A 14,597-nucleotide genomic window follows, 5' to 3' on the forward strand; every position below is an offset into this window, starting at 1 on the left:
CCCACCACCGGACGGTGATGGGCACGCGGGCGTCGCCGATAGGCCATTTTCCCGAAAAATCGGGAAAACAGGGCTACTTCTTGGGCGGTGCGGGCTTGCCGCCCGGAAGCACCGTGGGCGGCGGGAACCGCAGCTTGCGGATCTGCAAAGCCCGCATCGCCGCGTAGAAGCCGACGCCCTTGACGCTCTCGTTGGGAAGCTTGGCCGCGACCTCCTTCTTCACCTTCCACGCCACGTAGACGGAGGTGAACAGGACGCCGACCATCATGATCGGCCAGCCGACCGCGATCACGATGTTGAGCACCTTCGCGCGGACCTCGATCGGCCACGGCACCCAGGTCGCCAGCAGGATCAGTAGCGAGAACGGCAGGAAGTACTGGCTCGGCAGGCGCCGCGAGTCGACCCAGTCGCGCGCGAACTTGCGCGCCGGACCCTTGTCGCGAACGGGAAGAAAACGCTCGTCACCTGCGAGCATGCCCTTGCGGGCCCGGTCGCGCTCGGCGGCCTGCTTGGTCCGCATCTGCCGATAGGCCTCCTTGCGGTCCTTCGGCGCGGAGACCGGCTGGCGTCGTCTGCCCTCGGCATCCCGGCGCTTGGGTGTGGGACGACCTTTACCCTGGGGCTTAGGATCGTCAACGGGGACGGGGGTGTCGTCCACGGAGGTTTGGGATCGGCGTCGCAACACACGTCAACCCTACCTGGACTGCAACTTAGTGACGCCCCCGTGCGTTATGCGTAGGGTAATCCCAAGGCGGCTGCGCTGCATTGGGTGAACACCAGCACGACCTAGAAGGGGACGGCCGACGCGCATGAGCGTGATGAAGAGACTTTCGATGATCTTCAAGTCCAAGGCCAACAAGGCCCTGGACAAGATGGAGGATCCGCGCGAGACGCTTGACTACTCCTATCAGCGGCAGCTCGAGTTGCTGCAGAAGGTGCGTCGAGGGGTGGCCGACGTGGCCACCTCGCGCAAGCGGGTAGAACTGCAGATCAACGGCCTGGAGGCCCAGGCCAGGCGCTACGAGGACCAGGGCCGCAAGGCGCTGTCCGTCGGGCGCGAGGACCTCGCGCGTGAGGCCCTGCAGCGGCGGTCCAATCTGCAGGGGCAGATGGCCGACCTCAAGGTCCAGCACGACAACCTGCAGGCCGAGGAGGAGAAGCTGACCACGGCTTCCCAGCGGCTGCAGGCCAAGGTCGACTCCTTCCGCACGAAGAAGGAGACGATCAAGGCGACCTACACCGCCGCCGAGGCCCAGACGCGCATCAACGAGGCGTTCTCCGGCATCTCGGAGGAGATGGGCGACGTCGGCCTGGCGATCCAGCGCGCCGAGGACAAGACGGCGCAGATGCAGGCCCGCGCGGGCGCGATCGACGAGCTGCTGGCCAGCGGCGCGCTCGACGACTTCAGCGGCACCCGCGGCGACGACATCCAGGCCGAGCTCGACCGCATGGGCGGCGGCATGGACGTCGAGCTGGAGCTGGCCCGGATGAAGTCCGAGCTGGGCCAGGGCCCGGCGCCCAAGAGCGCCATCGAGCAGGGGCAGCCCCAGCAGCAGGCCCAGCCGCAGCAGGGTCACACCCAGCAGCTGCGTCAGCCCGGGGAGAACGCATGATCGTCAGAATCATGGGCGAGGGCCAGGTCGAGATCTCGCCGGACGACATCACGGTGCTCAACGAGCTCGACAGCGAGCTTGAGGCCGCCATCGAGACCGGTGACGAGAAGGCCTTCCGCGTCAAGCTGCACGCGTTGCTCGACAAGGTGCGCCATGTGGGCAAGGCGCTTCCCGACGACAGCCTTGAGCCGTCAGAGCTGATCCTTCCCCCCGCGGACGCCTCGATCGAGGAGGTCCGGGAGATGCTGGGCGACCAAGGCCTCATTCCGGGCTGATCCCCGTGAGCACGCGGTTCGCGTCCGACAGCGGCCTGACCCGCCGCATGGTCGTGACGATGTTCCTGCTGGGGCTGCTGTACGTGGTGTTCGTCGGGGTGCTGATCGCCCTCGGCGTGCGCGCCCTGACCGTGCTGGTGCTCGCCGGGGGGCTGCTGCTGGTGCAGTACTTCCTGTCCGACCGCATCGCCCTGTTCGCGATGCACGGACGGGAGGTCTCCCCACAGGAGGCCCCCGAGCTCCACGGCCTGATCGACCGGCTGTGCGCGCTGGCCGACATGCCCAAGCCACGGGTGGCGATCGCCGACTCCGACGTCCCCAACGCCTTCGCCACCGGCCGCAACCAGAAGCGGGCCGTCGTCTGCGTGACGACGGGCATCCTGCGCCGCTTGGAGCCGCAGGAGCTCGAAGGCGTCCTGGCCCACGAGCTGTCGCACGTCGCCCACCGCGACGTCGCCGTCATGACGATCGCCTCGTTCCTGGGCATCGTCGCGGGGCTCATGACGAGGTTCGCCCTGTACGCCGGCTTCGGCGGGCGGCGGGACAACGGCCAGGGCGGCATACCGGTCGGGCTGATCATCATGCTCGTCTCGATCGTCGTGTACGCCGTCAGCTTCCTGCTCACCAGAGCCCTGTCGCGCTATCGCGAGCTGGCCGCCGACCGGGCCGGAGCCCTGCTCACGCAGCGTCCATCGGCCCTGGCCAGCGCGTTGACCAAGGTCACCGGCGACATGGCGCGCATCCCGACGACCGACCTGCGCGAGGCGGCGCCGTTCAACGCCTTCTACTTCGCCCCGGCTCTGGCCAGGGGGGAGACGCTGGCGAACCTGTTCTCGACGCACCCGCCGCTGGAACGCCGGCTGGAACTCCTCGCGTCCATCTCCAAGCAGCTCGGAAGGGGCTGAGGCCGCATGGGCTGGCTCGACTCGCTGCTGGGCCGGTCCAAGCCGGTCAAGCCCAACCTCGACGCGCTGTTCGCGCTGCCGTCCGCGGCCGTGACGCTCCAGGCCGCGACCGGTCTCGTCCCCACCGGTCTCGGCTCGGTGTCGTTCAGGGCCGCGGAGGGCGGCGCGTTCGCCACGCTGGAGAGCGACGTCAAGGCGCTGCTCGGCGGGCGCGTCGAGGAGTCCGACGACGGCTACGGCTACACCTGGCTGCTGGTCCGCCGCACGCCGGACGCCGTCGGCGACCTGGTCACCGAGCTGCACGCGGTCAACTCCTCGCTGGAGTCGGCCGGGTTCGGGCCCTCGTTGCTGTGCTCGCTGGTGTCGTTCGCCGATCCCGGCGGGAAGCGGCTGGCGGTCGTGTACCTGTACAAGCGCGGCACGTTCTACCCGTTCGCGCCGCTGCCCGGGAACAGGCGTGACAACGCCCTCGAACTGCAGGTCCGAGGGGCTCTGGAGGGCGAGCTGCCACTGGAGGCCGACCTCAGCCGATGGTTCCCGGTATGGGGTGCTCCGGGCCTTTGACCACGGCTGGTGATGTAATCATCACGTGGAGCGAAGGTTGTTCATCGCCGCGGCATCGGCGCTCATCGTGGCGGCCGTGCTGTACAGCGCGTGGATCACCGGCCAGTTCACCACGCCCGCCGTGGACAGGACCGACGGTTACGTCAGCGAGCTGGCCGCCCGCGACCAGCCCTGGACGCGCCTGTTCCGGGTCAGCGACGTGCTGTCCGGGCTGGCCTGCCTGGCGGCCGTGGCGACGCTGCCGAGGGTGGCGCGCGAGTGGGCGGGCTGGCTCGCGCTGGCCGCGTTCGGGCTGCTGACGGTCGTCTCCGGCCTGATCCCGCTCGACTGCGCCGTGCTCAGCGACCCCACCTGCGTCGGCGACGGGATCGCCCACCGGCTCCACATGGTGGCCGGCGCGCTGGCCATGACGGCCGTGCTGACCGCCATGGCGCTGCTGTCGGCGCGCTGGCGCTCATGGGTGTCGTGGCTGTTCACCGGCCTGAGCGCGGGAGCCACCGGGCTCATGCTGGTCGCCCTGGCCGCCGGGCGGCTCGCCGGCGTCGCGCACCGGATCCAGCTCACGATGATCGCCGTCTGGGTGGTGTACGTGGCGCTCAGGCTGCTCGTCCACGACGGCGAGGAGGCCCACTGCGGCCCCCCGCACGTCGTCGACCAGGGCGCGGGCCCCGGCGTGCTCATCACGGCGGGCCTCGGCGGCGCCTGGTTCCACTGGGACGCCGTGGCCGCCGGGCTGGCCGCCTGCCACCGGGTCGTGCGCTTCGACCGGCCGGGGCTCGGGCTCAGCCCGCCGGCGACCGACCGGCCCACCCTGTACGCCGAGGTGGCCCGGCTGGCCGCGCTGGCCCCCTCGCACCCGTCCCAGGTCACCCTGGTGGCGCACGGCCTGTCCTGCTGGCACGCCGAGGCCTTCGCCCGGCTGCACCCGTTGTGCGTGGCCAAGCTCGTCCTGGTGGACCCGAGCCCGCCGCCCGGACGCCGGCCGCTCGCGCTCGCCGCCGTCCTGGGCGCGTGGCTGCCCGCGCTGGGCGGCACGTGGGGCGCGAACGTGCTGGCCCGGCTGGCCGGACCGCCGGCGCACCGCCTGGTCACGGGCACGGGCGACCCGTTCGGCGTGTACCGCATGGGCAAGGTGCCCGCGGCGGTGGCGGGGGAGTGGCTGGCCCGCCGCGACATGGCCGCCGACCTCCGCAGCATCAGGGCCGGTCACCCTTTTCCCGACATCCCGGTCACCGTACTCGGCGCCGGCGCCCGGGACGCCCGCCAGGAGCGCCTGGCGGGCTACCTCGACGCCAAGCTCGTCCTGCTGCCCGGCTCGGGGCGCCGGATCGAGCTGGACGATCCTGGGTCGATCGTGGACGCCGTGTGACACGGCCGTAGGCGGGGGCAGGACACGCCCGTAGGATCGAGGCGAACCCAGTCGAGGGGGGCAGGCGTGGACATCTCCGTCGTCGGTGAGGGCAGCGTGCATGCCGCGCCCGACGTCCTGCGGTTGCTGGCGGGCGTCGAGGTGCGCAGGTCGTCGGCGTCCGAGGCGTTCACGGCGGTCAGGGCCGCCGCGGCCCGGCTGGCCGACGCGCTGGCCGGGGCCGGGATCGCGGCCCACGACGTGCGCACGGTCGAGCTCTCACTCGGCCCCGAGTACGAGGTCTACCCGAAGGTCTCCGCCTACCGGGCGGCCCAGGGCGTCGAGGTGGTCGTCAGGGACCTGTCGCGGGCCGACGCCGTCATCGACACGGTCGCCGGCGTGGGCGAGGAGGCCCGGCTCAACGGCGTGACCTTCGAGCTGTCCGACCCGGCGGCCGTCCTCGGCGAGGCCAGGACCGGCGCCTTCAGGGACGCCGCGGCCAAGGCCGCCCAGTACGCCGAGCTGGCCGGACGCCCGCTCGGGCCGGTCGTGTCGATCTCCGAGGAGGTCCGGGGAGGCGGCCCCCAGCCGCTGTTCGCGATGGCCGCGGCGGCCGACGCCGGCTCCTCGGTCAGCCCGGGCCGCCAGACCCTGACGGTGAACGTCCGCGTCGGCTACGACTTCGCCTGACGGCGGCATGAGCACGCCGGCCCGCGGCGAGGGCGGGCGCTCCTCGCCACGGGCCGGGTCCCTCCCCGCGAGGGGAGGGCGTTACGGGAGGGCCAGCATGCGGTCCAGGGCGACCCTGGCCCAGTGGGCGGTGTCCTCGTCCACCGTGATCCGGTTGACGACGTCGCCCAGGACGAGCGACTCCAGGGCCCACACCAGGTGCGGCAGGTCGATCCGGTTCATGGTGGAGCAGTAGCAGACCGTGCGGTCCAGGAACGAGACGTTCTTGTCGGGGAACATGGTGGCCAGCCGCTTGACCAGGTTCAGCTCGGTGCCGATGGCCCAGCTCGAACCGGCGGGAGCGGCCTGGAGGGTCTTGATGATGTGCTCGGTCGAGCCCACGTGGTCGGCCTTGAGCACCACCTCGTGCCGGCACTCGGGGTGGACGAGCACGTTCACGCCGGGGATGCGCGCGCGCACGTCGTCGACGGACTCGGCCGTGAAGCGGCCGTGCACCGAGCAGTGGCCCTTCCACAGGATCATCCGCGCCCGGTCGAGCTGCTCGCGGGTCAGCCCGCCGCCGGGGCGGTGGGGGTTCCAGACCACGCAGTCCTCCAGCGACATGCCCATCTCCAGGACCGCCGTGTTGCGCCCGAGGTGCTGGTCGGGCAGGAACAGGACCTTGCGGCCCTGCTCGAACGCCCAGTCGAGGGCCCTCTTGGCGTTGGAGGAGGTGCACACCACGCCGCCGTTGCGCCCGCAGAACGCCTTGATGTCGGCGCTGGAGTTCATGTACGTGACGGGGACCACCTCGCCGGCCAGACCGGCGTCCTCAAGCGCCTCCCAGCACTCCTCCACCTGGTCGAACGTGGCCATGTCGGCCATGGAGCACCCGGCGGCGAGGTCGGGCAGCACCACTTTCTGGGCGTCGCCGGTCAGGATGTCGGCGGACTCGGCCATGAAGTGCACGCCGCAGAAGACGATGAACTCCGCCTCGGGCCGCGCGGCGGCCTGCTGGGCGAGCTTGAAGGAGTCGCCCGTCACGTCGGCGAACTGGATGACCTCGTCGCGCTGGTAGTGGTGGCCCAGCACGAACAGGCGGTCGCCCAGCGCCTCCTTGGCCTTGCGGGCGCGCTCGACCAGGTCAGGGTCGGACGCGGGCGGCAGCTCGCCGGGACACTCGACGCCCTTCTCGCTGTGCGGATCGGCGCCCTGCCCGAGGACGAAGAGCGGCAGACCGGTCTGGGTGGCCATCGCCATACCCCCTTATCGTCGATTTGACGATACTCACTATGACACACGGACGAATGTGGTTATTCCGGGGGTAGGGGACCCGGGAATGTGTGGCATGGGCGAGGTGTTGGTAGCGTCATCAGTAGGACGTCGGAATCAGACAGCCGGGTTAGGGAGTCAGCAGATGACGGTTGAGAGCAGCGAGACCACGACGCAGGGCCTGATCCTGACTGACGCGGCCGCCGCGAAGGTCAAGAGCCTGCTGGAGCAGCAGGGCGAGGAGGGTCTGCAGCTGAGGGTCGCCGTGCAGCCGGGTGGTTGCTCCGGCCTGCGCTACCAGCTTTTCTTCGACGACCGTTCCATGGACGGTGACGTGGTGACGGACTTCGGCGGCGTCAGTGTGGTCACCGACCGCATGAGCGCCCCGTACCTGCTGGGCGCCAGCATCGACTTCGTCGACACGATCGAGAAGCAGGGCTTCACCATCGACAACCCCAACGCCACCGGCTCCTGTGCCTGTGGCGACTCGTTCAACTAAGGGGTCACGGCTTCGGTCCGTGGGGTCCCGCCCGCCTTTGTGCGAGCGGGACCTTCGCGTATTCTCGGGGGGCTCATTGGCCTGCTGACAACGAGGAAGAAGAATCCCGTGCGCATCGCCGTAACCGGCTCCATCGCGACTGACCACCTGATGACGTTCCCAGGAAGCTTCGGCGACCAGCTCATCGCCGAGCAACTCGACCGGGTGTCGCTCTCGTTCCTGGTCGACGACCTTCAGATCCGTCGTGGCGGTTGCGCGGCCAACATCGCCTTCGGCATGGGCTGCCTCGGCCTCAAGCCGATCCTGGTGGGCGCCGTCGGCAACGACTTCGCCGACTACCGCTCCTGGCTGGAGCGCCACGGCGTCGACTGCGAGTCCGTGCACATCTCCGAGACGCAGCACACCGCGCGTTTCCTGTGCACCACCGACGAGCACCACAACCAGATCGCCTCCTTCTACACCGGGGCGATGGCCGAGGCGCGGCTGATCGAGCTGCAGCCGGTCGCCACCCGGCTCGGCGGGCTCGACCTGGTGCTGATCAGCCCCAACGACCCCGACGCGATGCTGCGGCACACCGACGAGTGCCGCCAGCGCGGCATCCCCTTCGCCGCCGACATCTCCCAGCAGCTCGCCCGCATGGCGGACGAGCAGATCAGGCAGCTCGTCGACGGCGCCGCGTACCTGTTCTCCAACGACTACGAGAAGGGGCTCATCGAGCAGAAGACCGGCTGGTCCGACGAGGAGATCCTCGACCGGGTCGGCGTCCGGATCACCACGCTCGGCCCCAAGGGCGCGGTCATCGACCGCAAGGGCGAGCCCTCCATCCAGGTCGCCCCGGCCCCCGAGCGGGGCAAGGCCGACCCCACGGGCGTCGGCGACGCCTTCCGCGCCGGCTTCCTGTCCGGCCTGGCCTGGGGCCTGCCGCTGGAGCGCTGCGGCCAGATCGGCAACCTCACGGCCACGCACGTGCTGGAGCGCGTCGGCGGCCAGGAGTACGAGCTGGGGCAGAAGGTCTTCCTGGAGCGCTTCTCGGCCGCCTACGGCGCCGAGGCCGCGGCCGAGATCGCCGACCACGTGCGCTGCTACCACCCCTGACAGCCGTACGCCCCGCCCGCCGTACGGCGTGGCGGGGCGATCCCGCGCCGACGTCAGCGGCTGGCGTACACCCGGTGCACGAACTCGGCGAGCTGGTCGTCGGGCAGGCAGCGGGCGAGGTCGGCCTCGCTGATCATGCCGACGATGCGGTCGCCCTCCAGCACGGGCAGCCGCTTGATCTGGTTCTCCTCCATGCGCGTCAGCGCCTCCTGCACGGTGGCGTCCGCCGGGACCCAGACCAGGCCGGTCGCCAGCTCGCCCGCCGTCACCTGCGCCGGGTCGTGACCGGCCGCGACGCACTTGATCACGATGTCGCGGTCGGTGATGATGCCCGTCACCCGGTCGTCGGGCCCGCACACGGGCAGCGCGCCCACGTTGCTGTGGCGCATCATCTGCGCCGCCCGGTCGAGCGTCTCGTGCGCGGCGATGCACTCCGCGCCCGTGCTCATCACGTCGCGGGCGGTCTCGTTCGCCTTGGCCATGTCTCCCCCGAATGGTCGAAGTGCCCTCAGGGGAGGGCCCTACCCACAAACCATCAGTAGTTGCGCATCACGTGGATGGCCCAGCCGCCCTCGGGCAGCTCGTACGAGGCCACATGGCGGTGGGACTTCAGCCGGCACCACGCCGGCACGTCGGTGTAGGCCGCCGGATCGTCGGCCAGCACCGCCACCACGGCGTTGAGCGGCACGTGGTTGATCTGCTCGGCGAGCATGATGATCGGGATCGGGCACTTCTTCCCGAGCGCGTCGATCGTCAATGACGGCTGAGTTACCTCGGTCATGCGACTCCTGCGTCGTGCCGGATGCGGCGTACCAGCTCGGGCAGCACGGCCAGGAACCGGTCGACCTCGGCGGCGGACGTGCCCCTGGGCAGCGACACCCGGACGTTCCCGTGCGTCAGCACGCCCATCGCTTCGAGGACGTGCGATGGACGAAGCGTACTAGCGGTGCACGAGCTTCCGGACGATACGGCGAATCCGGCCTTGTCCAGCTCGGTGAGCAACGCCTCGCCGTCGACATAGAGGCAGGAGAAGGTCACGATGTGGGGCGCCCGGCCGACCGGGTCGCCGATCACCTCGACGTCCGGCACGATCTTCGGGACGGTCTCCCTGATCCTGGCGACGAGCGTGGACAGCCGCGCCTGCTCCTGGGCCGCCTCGGCGCTCATCGCCCGCAGCGCCGCCGCCGCGGCCACGATGCCCGGCACGTTCTCGAACCCCGGCACCCGCCGCCGCTCCCGCTCGTCCTCGGGCAGGAACGAGCGGAAACGGGTGCCCTTGCGCACCGCCAGCACGCCCACCCCGGCCGGACCGCCCCACTTGTGGGCGCTCGCGGTCAGCACCGACCAGCCGGGCGGGATCGGCATGCGGCCCGCGGTCTGGGCCGCGTCGACCAGCAGCGGCACCCCGTGGGCCCGGCACGCGGCGGCGGCCTCGGCGACCGGCTGCACCGTGCCGACCTCGTGGTTGGCCGTCTGCAGGCAGGCCAGCGCGGTGCCGGGAGCCGCGACCGCGCGCGCGAACGCGTCGAGGTCGACCCGGCCTTCGAGATTCACGCCCACGGTCTCGACCGTGCCGCCGTCGCGTTCGTGCACGCCGGCCGCGTGCAGCACGCTGGAGTGCTCGACCGCACCCGTGACCAGATGACGCCCGACCCTGCGCCTGCCGTGTAGGGTGCCGAGCACGCCGAGATGCGCGGCCTGCGTGCCGGACGAGGTGAACGACACCTCGTCGGGGCGCGCGCCGAGCGCCTCGGCCACCTCCGTGCGGGCCTGCTCCAGCAGCAGGTGAGCGCGGCGGGCCTGGGTGTACAGTCTCGCGGGGTCGGCCCAGCCGACGTCGATCGCCGCCAGCAGCGCCTCGCGTGCCTGAGGGTGCAGCGGCTCGCTCGAGGCCGCGTCGAAATACGCCACGAGACACATCGTCCCACTTGCGGCGCCATCGAGGGGTCGCGCGGTAGGGCGGGACACCTGCACGCTAATGTGTCTGCAATCAGCTGTGCATTTGGAAATACGAGCACCCAAGGGAAAGACTCTTGGGCTTCATCTGTGGGGTAGGCGATCCGTGAGTCCGACTCGCCGTACGACGCGGCGTTCGTTGGCCCGGCGCAGGGTGCCGCGCGCCGCCGCTTTGGCGTTGCTGCTGGCCACTGCTACGGCGTGTGCTAATGACGTTCCCAAGTTCGACTGGTCCAACGGCCTGCTGCCCGAGGGCGTGACCGAGCAGGCCAAGGTCGTTCAGCATCTGTGGAACGGGGCCTGGATCGCCGCACTCGCCACGGGCGTCGTCGTCATCGTCCTGATCGTCTGGGCCGCGATCTTCCACCGCAAGCGCAAGGGGAAGGCCGAGCTGCCGCCCCAGGTGCGCTACAACCTGCCGATCGAGATCCTCTACACGGTGGTCCCGCTCGTCATGGTGTCGGTGTTCTTCTTCTTCACCGCCCGCGACAGCAAGGTCCTCACGGACGTCGCAGGCGACGCGCCCGTCAAGGTCAAGGTCGAGGCGTACCAGTGGAGCTGGCGCTTCACCACGACCTACAACGGCAAGACGTTGCAGCCCGTGCCCGGCATGCCGGTGAGCGACTACCGCAACGGCCCCGAGCTGATCCTGCCGACCAACACCAAGGTCGAGTTCGACCTGTCGACCGATGACGTGATCCACTCGTTCTGGGTGCCCGAGTTCCTGTTCAAGCGGGACATCATCCCCGGCATCCCGGAGGGCAACCCCGGGCGCAAGTTCGAGATCAAGACCCTCGGCGACGACCGCGCGGGCATCTACGCCGGCCGGTGCGCCGAGCTGTGCGGTGTCGACCACAGCCGGATGTTGTTCAAGGTGAAGCTCGTCAAGCAGGCTGAGTTCGACAAGTACATCGCGACCCAGGCTGGAAGTGCCCAGTGACCGCCATCCAAGAACCGCTTCGCGCACCGGTCCGGCCCGTCACCAAGGGCCAGATCATCGCCAAGTGGCTGTCCTCGACTGATCACAAGATCATCGGACACCTGTACCTGATCACGTCGTTCGCCTTCTTCCTGATCGGCGGCGTCATGGCGCTGATCATGAGGGCCGAGCTGGCGCAGCCGGGGCTGCAGATCACCAGCAACGAGCAGTTCAACCAGCTGTTCACCATGCACGGCACGATCATGCTGCTGATGTTCGCGACGCCGCTGTTCGCCGGCTTCGCCAACGAGCTGATGCCGCTCCAGATCGGCGCCCCCGACGTGGCCTTCCCGCGTCTGAACATGGTCAGCTACTGGCTCTACCTGTTCGGCAGCATCATCGCCGTGTCCGGCTTCCTCACGCCGGGCGGCGCGGCCTCCTTCGGCTGGTTCGCCTACACGCCGCTGTCGAACGCGATCCACTCGCCCGGCATCGGCGGCGACCTGTGGATCATGGGCCTGGCCCTGTCGGGCCTCGGCACGATCCTCGGCTCGGTGAACTTCATCACCACGATCATCTGCATGCGCGCCCCCGGCATGACCATGTTCCGCATGCCGATCTTCACCTGGAACGTCCTGCTGACCAGCATGCTCGTGCTGATGGCCTTCCCCGTGCTGGCCGCCGCGCTGCTGGCCCTGGAGGCCGACCGGAAGCTGGGCACGCACATCTTCGACCCGGCCAACGGCGGGCCTATCCTGTGGCAGCACCTGTTCTGGTTCTTCGGCCATCCCGAGGTGTACATCATCGCGCTGCCGTTCTTCGGCATCGTGACCGAGGTCCTGCCGGTCTTCAGCCGTAAGCCGATCTTCGGCTACATCGGCCTGGTCGGCGCCACCATCGCGATCGCCGGTCTGTCCATCACGGTCTGGGCGCACCACATGTTCCCGACCGGGCAGGTCCTGCTGCCGTTCTTCTCGTTCATGACGTTCCTCATCGCGGTGCCGACGGGCGTGAAGTTCTTCAACTGGATCGGCACGATGTGGCGGGGTCACCTGTCGTTCGAGTCGCCGATGTTGTTCTCGGTCGGCTTCCTGATCACGTTCCTGCTCGGCGGCCTGACCGGCGTCATCCTGGCCTCGCCGCCGCTCGACTTCCAGATCAGCGACACCTACTTCGTCGTCGCCCACTTCCACTACGTGGTTTTCGGCACGGTCGTGTTCGCCATGTTCGCCGGCTTCTACTTCTGGTGGCCCAAGTTCACCGGCAAGATGCTCGACGACAAGCTGGGCAAGGTGCACTTCTGGTTGCTGTTCATCGGCTTCCACACCACCTTCCTCGTCCAGCACTGGCTGGGCATGATCGGTTTCCCGCGGCGTTACGCCGACTACAGCGCGGCCGACGGCTTCACCGACCTGAACATGATCTCGTCGGTCGGCGCGTTCATCCTGGGCGCCTCGACGCTGCCGTTCTTCTACAACGTCTGGAAGACCTGGCGTTCGGCGCCCAAGGTCACCGTCGACGACCCCTGGGGCTACGGCGGCTCGCTCGAATGGGCGACCTCCTGCCCGCCGCCGCGGCACAACTTCACCTCGCTGCCGCGGATCCGGTCCGAGCGCCCGGCGTTCGACCTGCACTACCCGCACATGTCCGCCAAGTCCGCCCAGGAGGTGGAGGCCTGATGAAGGTCCAGGGTTGGCTGTTCCTGCTGTGCGGCCTGTTCTTCGCCGGTGTCGACGTCGGCTACTGGTTCTGGACGAAGGCCGCGACCGGTCACGGTGAGCCCGTCGGCACCACCGCCATGGCGATCTCGGTCGGCTTCGCCTTCATGGTGGGCTACTACCTGATGTTCACCGCGCGGCGCATCGGTGCCCAGCCGGAGGACGACAAGCAGGCCGACATCAGCGACGGCGCGGGCGAGATCGGCTTCTTCAGCCCGAGCAGCTGGTGGCCGCTGTTCCTGTGCCTGGCGGCGGCCTTCGCCTTCGCCGGGTTCGTGATCGGGTTCTGGATGTTCCTGATCGGCGTGTTCCTGATCATCATGGCCATGATCGGGTTCGTGTTCCAGTACTACCGGGGCAACTTCTCGCACTGAGAAACCCCTAGCACCTCGAAGCGGGCGTCTCTCCCATAGGGGAGGACGCCCGCTTTTTCGTGTTCTTTACCAGGTGGCGGATGTCGTGAATAGATCACTCAGGGTAATAAGGGAGGAGAAGGTTGGATCTTGGGCGAGGGGGGCACTCGTGAGGCGCTTGGCGAACGGATCGGCAGGCTTGTTGGCCTTGGCCCTGCTCACGGCGTGCTCGCTGAGCGGCGAGGCCAACGAGACGAAGGAACTGGCCGCCGTCGCGCGGCAGCCGGCGGTGGCGATCACGCCGCAGGACAAGGCCGTGAACGTGGCCACCGACCAGGCCGTGGTGGTCTCCGCCCACGGCGGCACGATCAAGAGCGTCCGGGTGGACGGCGGCAAGGCCGGGCGGCTCAAGGGCGTCCTGAGCGGCGATGGCACCCGCTGGCGCAGCACGGCCACCGCCCGGCCCAGCGCCGGCTACACGGTCACCGTCGTCAGCGTGGACGCCTCGGGCAAGCAGAGCGAGACCTCCAGCACGTTCACCACGGTCAAGGGCGACAAGACGTTCGACATCCAGACGGTCACCCCCAACAGGGACGACACCGGGCTGACGGTCGGCATCGGCATGCCCGTCATGATCGCCTTCGACAAGCCCGTGAGCGACCGGGTGGCCGTCGAGCGCAACCTCACCATCCGCAGCTCCAAGCCGGTGGAGGGGGCCTGGCACTGGTTCGACGACAGCCACGTGGACTTCCGGCCGGAGGACTACTGGCCGGCGTACACGAAGGTCCGCCTGGAGGCGAAGCTGGCCGGGGTGCGCGGCGGCCCGGGCCTGTACGGCAAGCGCGACGTCACCCTCGACTTCAAGATCGGCCGTGCCCAGATCACCAAGGGCACCACCGACGAGCACGTGCTGACGGTCCGTCGCGACGGCAAGCGCATCCGCACCATGCCGATGAGCGCCGGACAGGGCGGCCAGTGGAAGTACTACACCACCTCGGGCGTGCACCTGGCGATGTCGAGGGAGCCGGTGACCGTCATGACCTCGCCCGGCATCGGCCCGGGCCAGTCCGGCTACTACCAGCTCACCGTCTACAACACCGTGCGCATCTCCAACAGCGGCGAGTACGTGCACAGCGCGCCCTGGTCGGTCGGCTCGCAGGGCAACTCCAACGTCAGCCACGGCTGCGTGAACGTCAGCCCGGAGGACGCGGCCTGGTTCATCAAGAACACCCTGATCGGGGACCCGATCATCATCACGGGGTCGCCGCGGAAGCTGGAGCCCACCAACGGGTGGGGACACTGGCAGGAGAACTGGAAGGAATGGCTCAAGTGGAGCACGCTCAAGGACGGCCCGAGCATCACCTTCTGACCGGGTGACCGCCGCACGGCCCTGAGCAGGCCGTGAAGGCGC

The 14,597-nt window shown here is 69.3% G+C and carries 17 protein-coding genes; 12 read left to right on the forward strand and 5 right to left on the reverse strand.

The window, feature by feature from the left end; translation table 11 throughout:
• Positions 1 to 73 precede the first annotated feature (73 nt).
• The gene (locus ACIA8R_RS15730) at positions 74 to 685 is read right to left on the reverse strand and encodes a DUF3043 domain-containing protein (RefSeq protein WP_397038894.1); all 612 of its coding nucleotides are present in this window, start codon (positions 683 to 685) and stop codon (positions 74 to 76) included.
• A gap of 124 nt (positions 686 to 809) precedes the next feature.
• On the opposite strand from ACIA8R_RS15730, the gene ACIA8R_RS15735 reads away from it, so the two are divergent.
• The 6 genes from ACIA8R_RS15735 to ACIA8R_RS15760 all read left to right on the forward strand — a co-directional run bounded on the left by ACIA8R_RS15735 (position 810) and on the right by ACIA8R_RS15760 (position 5,395).
• Complete coding sequence (locus tag ACIA8R_RS15735; RefSeq protein ID WP_357700676.1) at positions 810 to 1,613, forward strand: PspA/IM30 family protein; 804 nt, start codon at positions 810 to 812, stop codon at positions 1,611 to 1,613.
• Positions 1,610 to 1,888, forward strand: a complete 279-nt coding sequence (locus ACIA8R_RS15740) for a hypothetical protein (RefSeq protein ID WP_357700674.1) — start codon at positions 1,610 to 1,612, stop codon at positions 1,886 to 1,888. The genes ACIA8R_RS15735 and ACIA8R_RS15740 overlap by 4 nt, the downstream gene beginning before the upstream one ends.
• A gap of 5 nt (positions 1,889 to 1,893) precedes the next feature.
• Positions 1,894 to 2,793 (forward strand): zinc metalloprotease HtpX, encoded by a 900-nt coding sequence (gene htpX, locus ACIA8R_RS15745; RefSeq protein ID WP_397038896.1) that lies wholly within the window; start codon positions 1,894 to 1,896, stop codon positions 2,791 to 2,793.
• A 6-nt stretch (positions 2,794 to 2,799) separates the two neighbouring features.
• Complete coding sequence (locus tag ACIA8R_RS15750) at positions 2,800 to 3,357, forward strand: hypothetical protein (protein WP_357700670.1); 558 nt, start codon at positions 2,800 to 2,802, stop codon at positions 3,355 to 3,357.
• A gap of 25 nt (positions 3,358 to 3,382) precedes the next feature.
• Positions 3,383 to 4,726 carry an alpha/beta fold hydrolase gene (locus ACIA8R_RS15755; RefSeq protein ID WP_357700668.1) on the forward strand — a complete coding sequence of 448 codons (1,344 nt, stop codon included), beginning with the start codon at positions 3,383 to 3,385 and terminating at the stop codon, positions 4,724 to 4,726.
• A gap of 66 nt (positions 4,727 to 4,792) precedes the next feature.
• A complete protein-coding gene (locus ACIA8R_RS15760; RefSeq protein ID WP_397038898.1) occupies positions 4,793 to 5,395 on the forward strand; it encodes an SIMPL domain-containing protein in 603 nt (200 codons plus the stop codon).
• A gap of 81 nt (positions 5,396 to 5,476) precedes the next feature.
• On the opposite strand, the gene nadA is transcribed toward ACIA8R_RS15760, so the two are convergent.
• Complete coding sequence (nadA, locus tag ACIA8R_RS15765) at positions 5,477 to 6,634, reverse strand: quinolinate synthase NadA (RefSeq protein WP_364091391.1); 1,158 nt, start codon at positions 6,632 to 6,634, stop codon at positions 5,477 to 5,479.
• Positions 6,635 to 6,791: 157 nt separating this feature from the next.
• Between nadA and erpA the strand changes: the two genes are divergently transcribed.
• On the forward strand, positions 6,792 to 7,145 hold the full coding sequence (gene erpA, locus ACIA8R_RS15770) for an iron-sulfur cluster insertion protein ErpA (protein WP_125630793.1): 354 nt from the start codon (positions 6,792 to 6,794) through the stop codon (positions 7,143 to 7,145).
• Between the two features lie 108 nt (positions 7,146 to 7,253).
• Positions 7,254 to 8,240, forward strand: a complete 987-nt coding sequence (locus ACIA8R_RS15775; protein WP_357700662.1) for a carbohydrate kinase family protein — start codon at positions 7,254 to 7,256, stop codon at positions 8,238 to 8,240.
• A 53-nt stretch (positions 8,241 to 8,293) separates the two neighbouring features.
• Here the strand turns inward: ACIA8R_RS15775 and ACIA8R_RS15780 are convergent, their stop codons facing one another.
• The 3 genes from ACIA8R_RS15780 to ACIA8R_RS15790 are packed head-to-tail and all read right to left on the reverse strand — an operon-like array spanning position 8,294 to position 10,160.
• Positions 8,294 to 8,722, reverse strand: a complete 429-nt coding sequence (locus ACIA8R_RS15780) for a CBS domain-containing protein (protein WP_364091388.1) — start codon at positions 8,720 to 8,722, stop codon at positions 8,294 to 8,296.
• A gap of 53 nt (positions 8,723 to 8,775) precedes the next feature.
• Entirely contained in the window at positions 8,776 to 9,021 is a 246-nt protein-coding gene (locus ACIA8R_RS15785; protein ID WP_352353344.1) for a sulfurtransferase TusA family protein, read from the reverse strand.
• Positions 9,018 to 10,160, reverse strand: a complete 1,143-nt coding sequence (locus ACIA8R_RS15790) for an aminotransferase class V-fold PLP-dependent enzyme (protein ID WP_364091386.1) — start codon at positions 10,158 to 10,160, stop codon at positions 9,018 to 9,020. The genes ACIA8R_RS15785 and ACIA8R_RS15790 overlap by 4 nt, the downstream gene beginning before the upstream one ends.
• Positions 10,161 to 10,302: 142 nt before the next feature.
• On the opposite strand from ACIA8R_RS15790, the gene ACIA8R_RS15795 reads away from it, so the two are divergent.
• The 4 genes from ACIA8R_RS15795 (at position 10,303) to ACIA8R_RS15810 (ending at position 14,555) form a co-directional block, all read left to right on the forward strand.
• Positions 10,303 to 11,136 carry a cytochrome c oxidase subunit II gene (locus ACIA8R_RS15795; protein WP_364091384.1) on the forward strand — a complete coding sequence of 278 codons (834 nt, stop codon included), beginning with the start codon at positions 10,303 to 10,305 and terminating at the stop codon, positions 11,134 to 11,136.
• Positions 11,133 to 12,794: a cytochrome c oxidase subunit I gene (gene ctaD / locus ACIA8R_RS15800; protein ID WP_364091382.1), complete on the forward strand. Its 1,662-nt coding sequence runs from the start codon at positions 11,133 to 11,135 to the stop codon at positions 12,792 to 12,794. The genes ACIA8R_RS15795 and ctaD overlap by 4 nt, the downstream gene beginning before the upstream one ends.
• Positions 12,794 to 13,207, forward strand: a complete 414-nt coding sequence (locus ACIA8R_RS15805; RefSeq protein WP_352353336.1) for a cytochrome c oxidase subunit 4 — start codon at positions 12,794 to 12,796, stop codon at positions 13,205 to 13,207. The genes ctaD and ACIA8R_RS15805 overlap by 1 nt, the downstream gene beginning before the upstream one ends.
• A 178-nt stretch (positions 13,208 to 13,385) precedes the next feature.
• Entirely contained in the window at positions 13,386 to 14,555 is a 1,170-nt protein-coding gene (locus ACIA8R_RS15810; protein ID WP_357700651.1) for an Ig-like domain-containing protein, read from the forward strand.
• Positions 14,556 to 14,597: the final 42 nt, after the last annotated feature.

The sequence above is a fragment of the Nonomuraea sp. NPDC051191 genome, assembly GCF_044455665.1.
Taxonomy (GTDB): domain Bacteria; phylum Actinomycetota; class Actinomycetes; order Streptosporangiales; family Streptosporangiaceae; genus Nonomuraea.

Bases quoted from the DNA above. Each gene is read 5' to 3' on its own strand.
- ACIA8R_RS15750 (WP_357700670.1), top strand. From the start codon at position 2,800: ATGGGCTGGCTCGACTCGCTGCTGGGCCGGTCCAAGCCGGTCAAGCCC.
- ACIA8R_RS15735 (WP_357700676.1), top strand. From the start codon at position 810: ATGAGCGTGATGAAGAGACTTTCGATGATCTTCAAGTCCAAGGCCAAC.
- nadA (WP_364091391.1), bottom strand. From the start codon at position 6,634: ATGGCGATGGCCACCCAGACCGGTCTGCCGCTCTTCGTCCTCGGGCAG.
- ACIA8R_RS15785 (WP_352353344.1), bottom strand. From the start codon at position 9,021: ATGACCGAGGTAACTCAGCCGTCATTGACGATCGACGCGCTCGGGAAG.
- ACIA8R_RS15805 (WP_352353336.1), top strand. From the start codon at position 12,794: ATGAAGGTCCAGGGTTGGCTGTTCCTGCTGTGCGGCCTGTTCTTCGCC.
- erpA (WP_125630793.1), top strand. From the start codon at position 6,792: ATGACGGTTGAGAGCAGCGAGACCACGACGCAGGGCCTGATCCTGACT.
- ACIA8R_RS15780 (WP_364091388.1), bottom strand. From the start codon at position 8,722: ATGGCCAAGGCGAACGAGACCGCCCGCGACGTGATGAGCACGGGCGCG.
- ACIA8R_RS15790 (WP_364091386.1), bottom strand. From the start codon at position 10,160: ATGTGTCTCGTGGCGTATTTCGACGCGGCCTCGAGCGAGCCGCTGCAC.
- ACIA8R_RS15740 (WP_357700674.1), top strand. From the start codon at position 1,610: ATGATCGTCAGAATCATGGGCGAGGGCCAGGTCGAGATCTCGCCGGAC.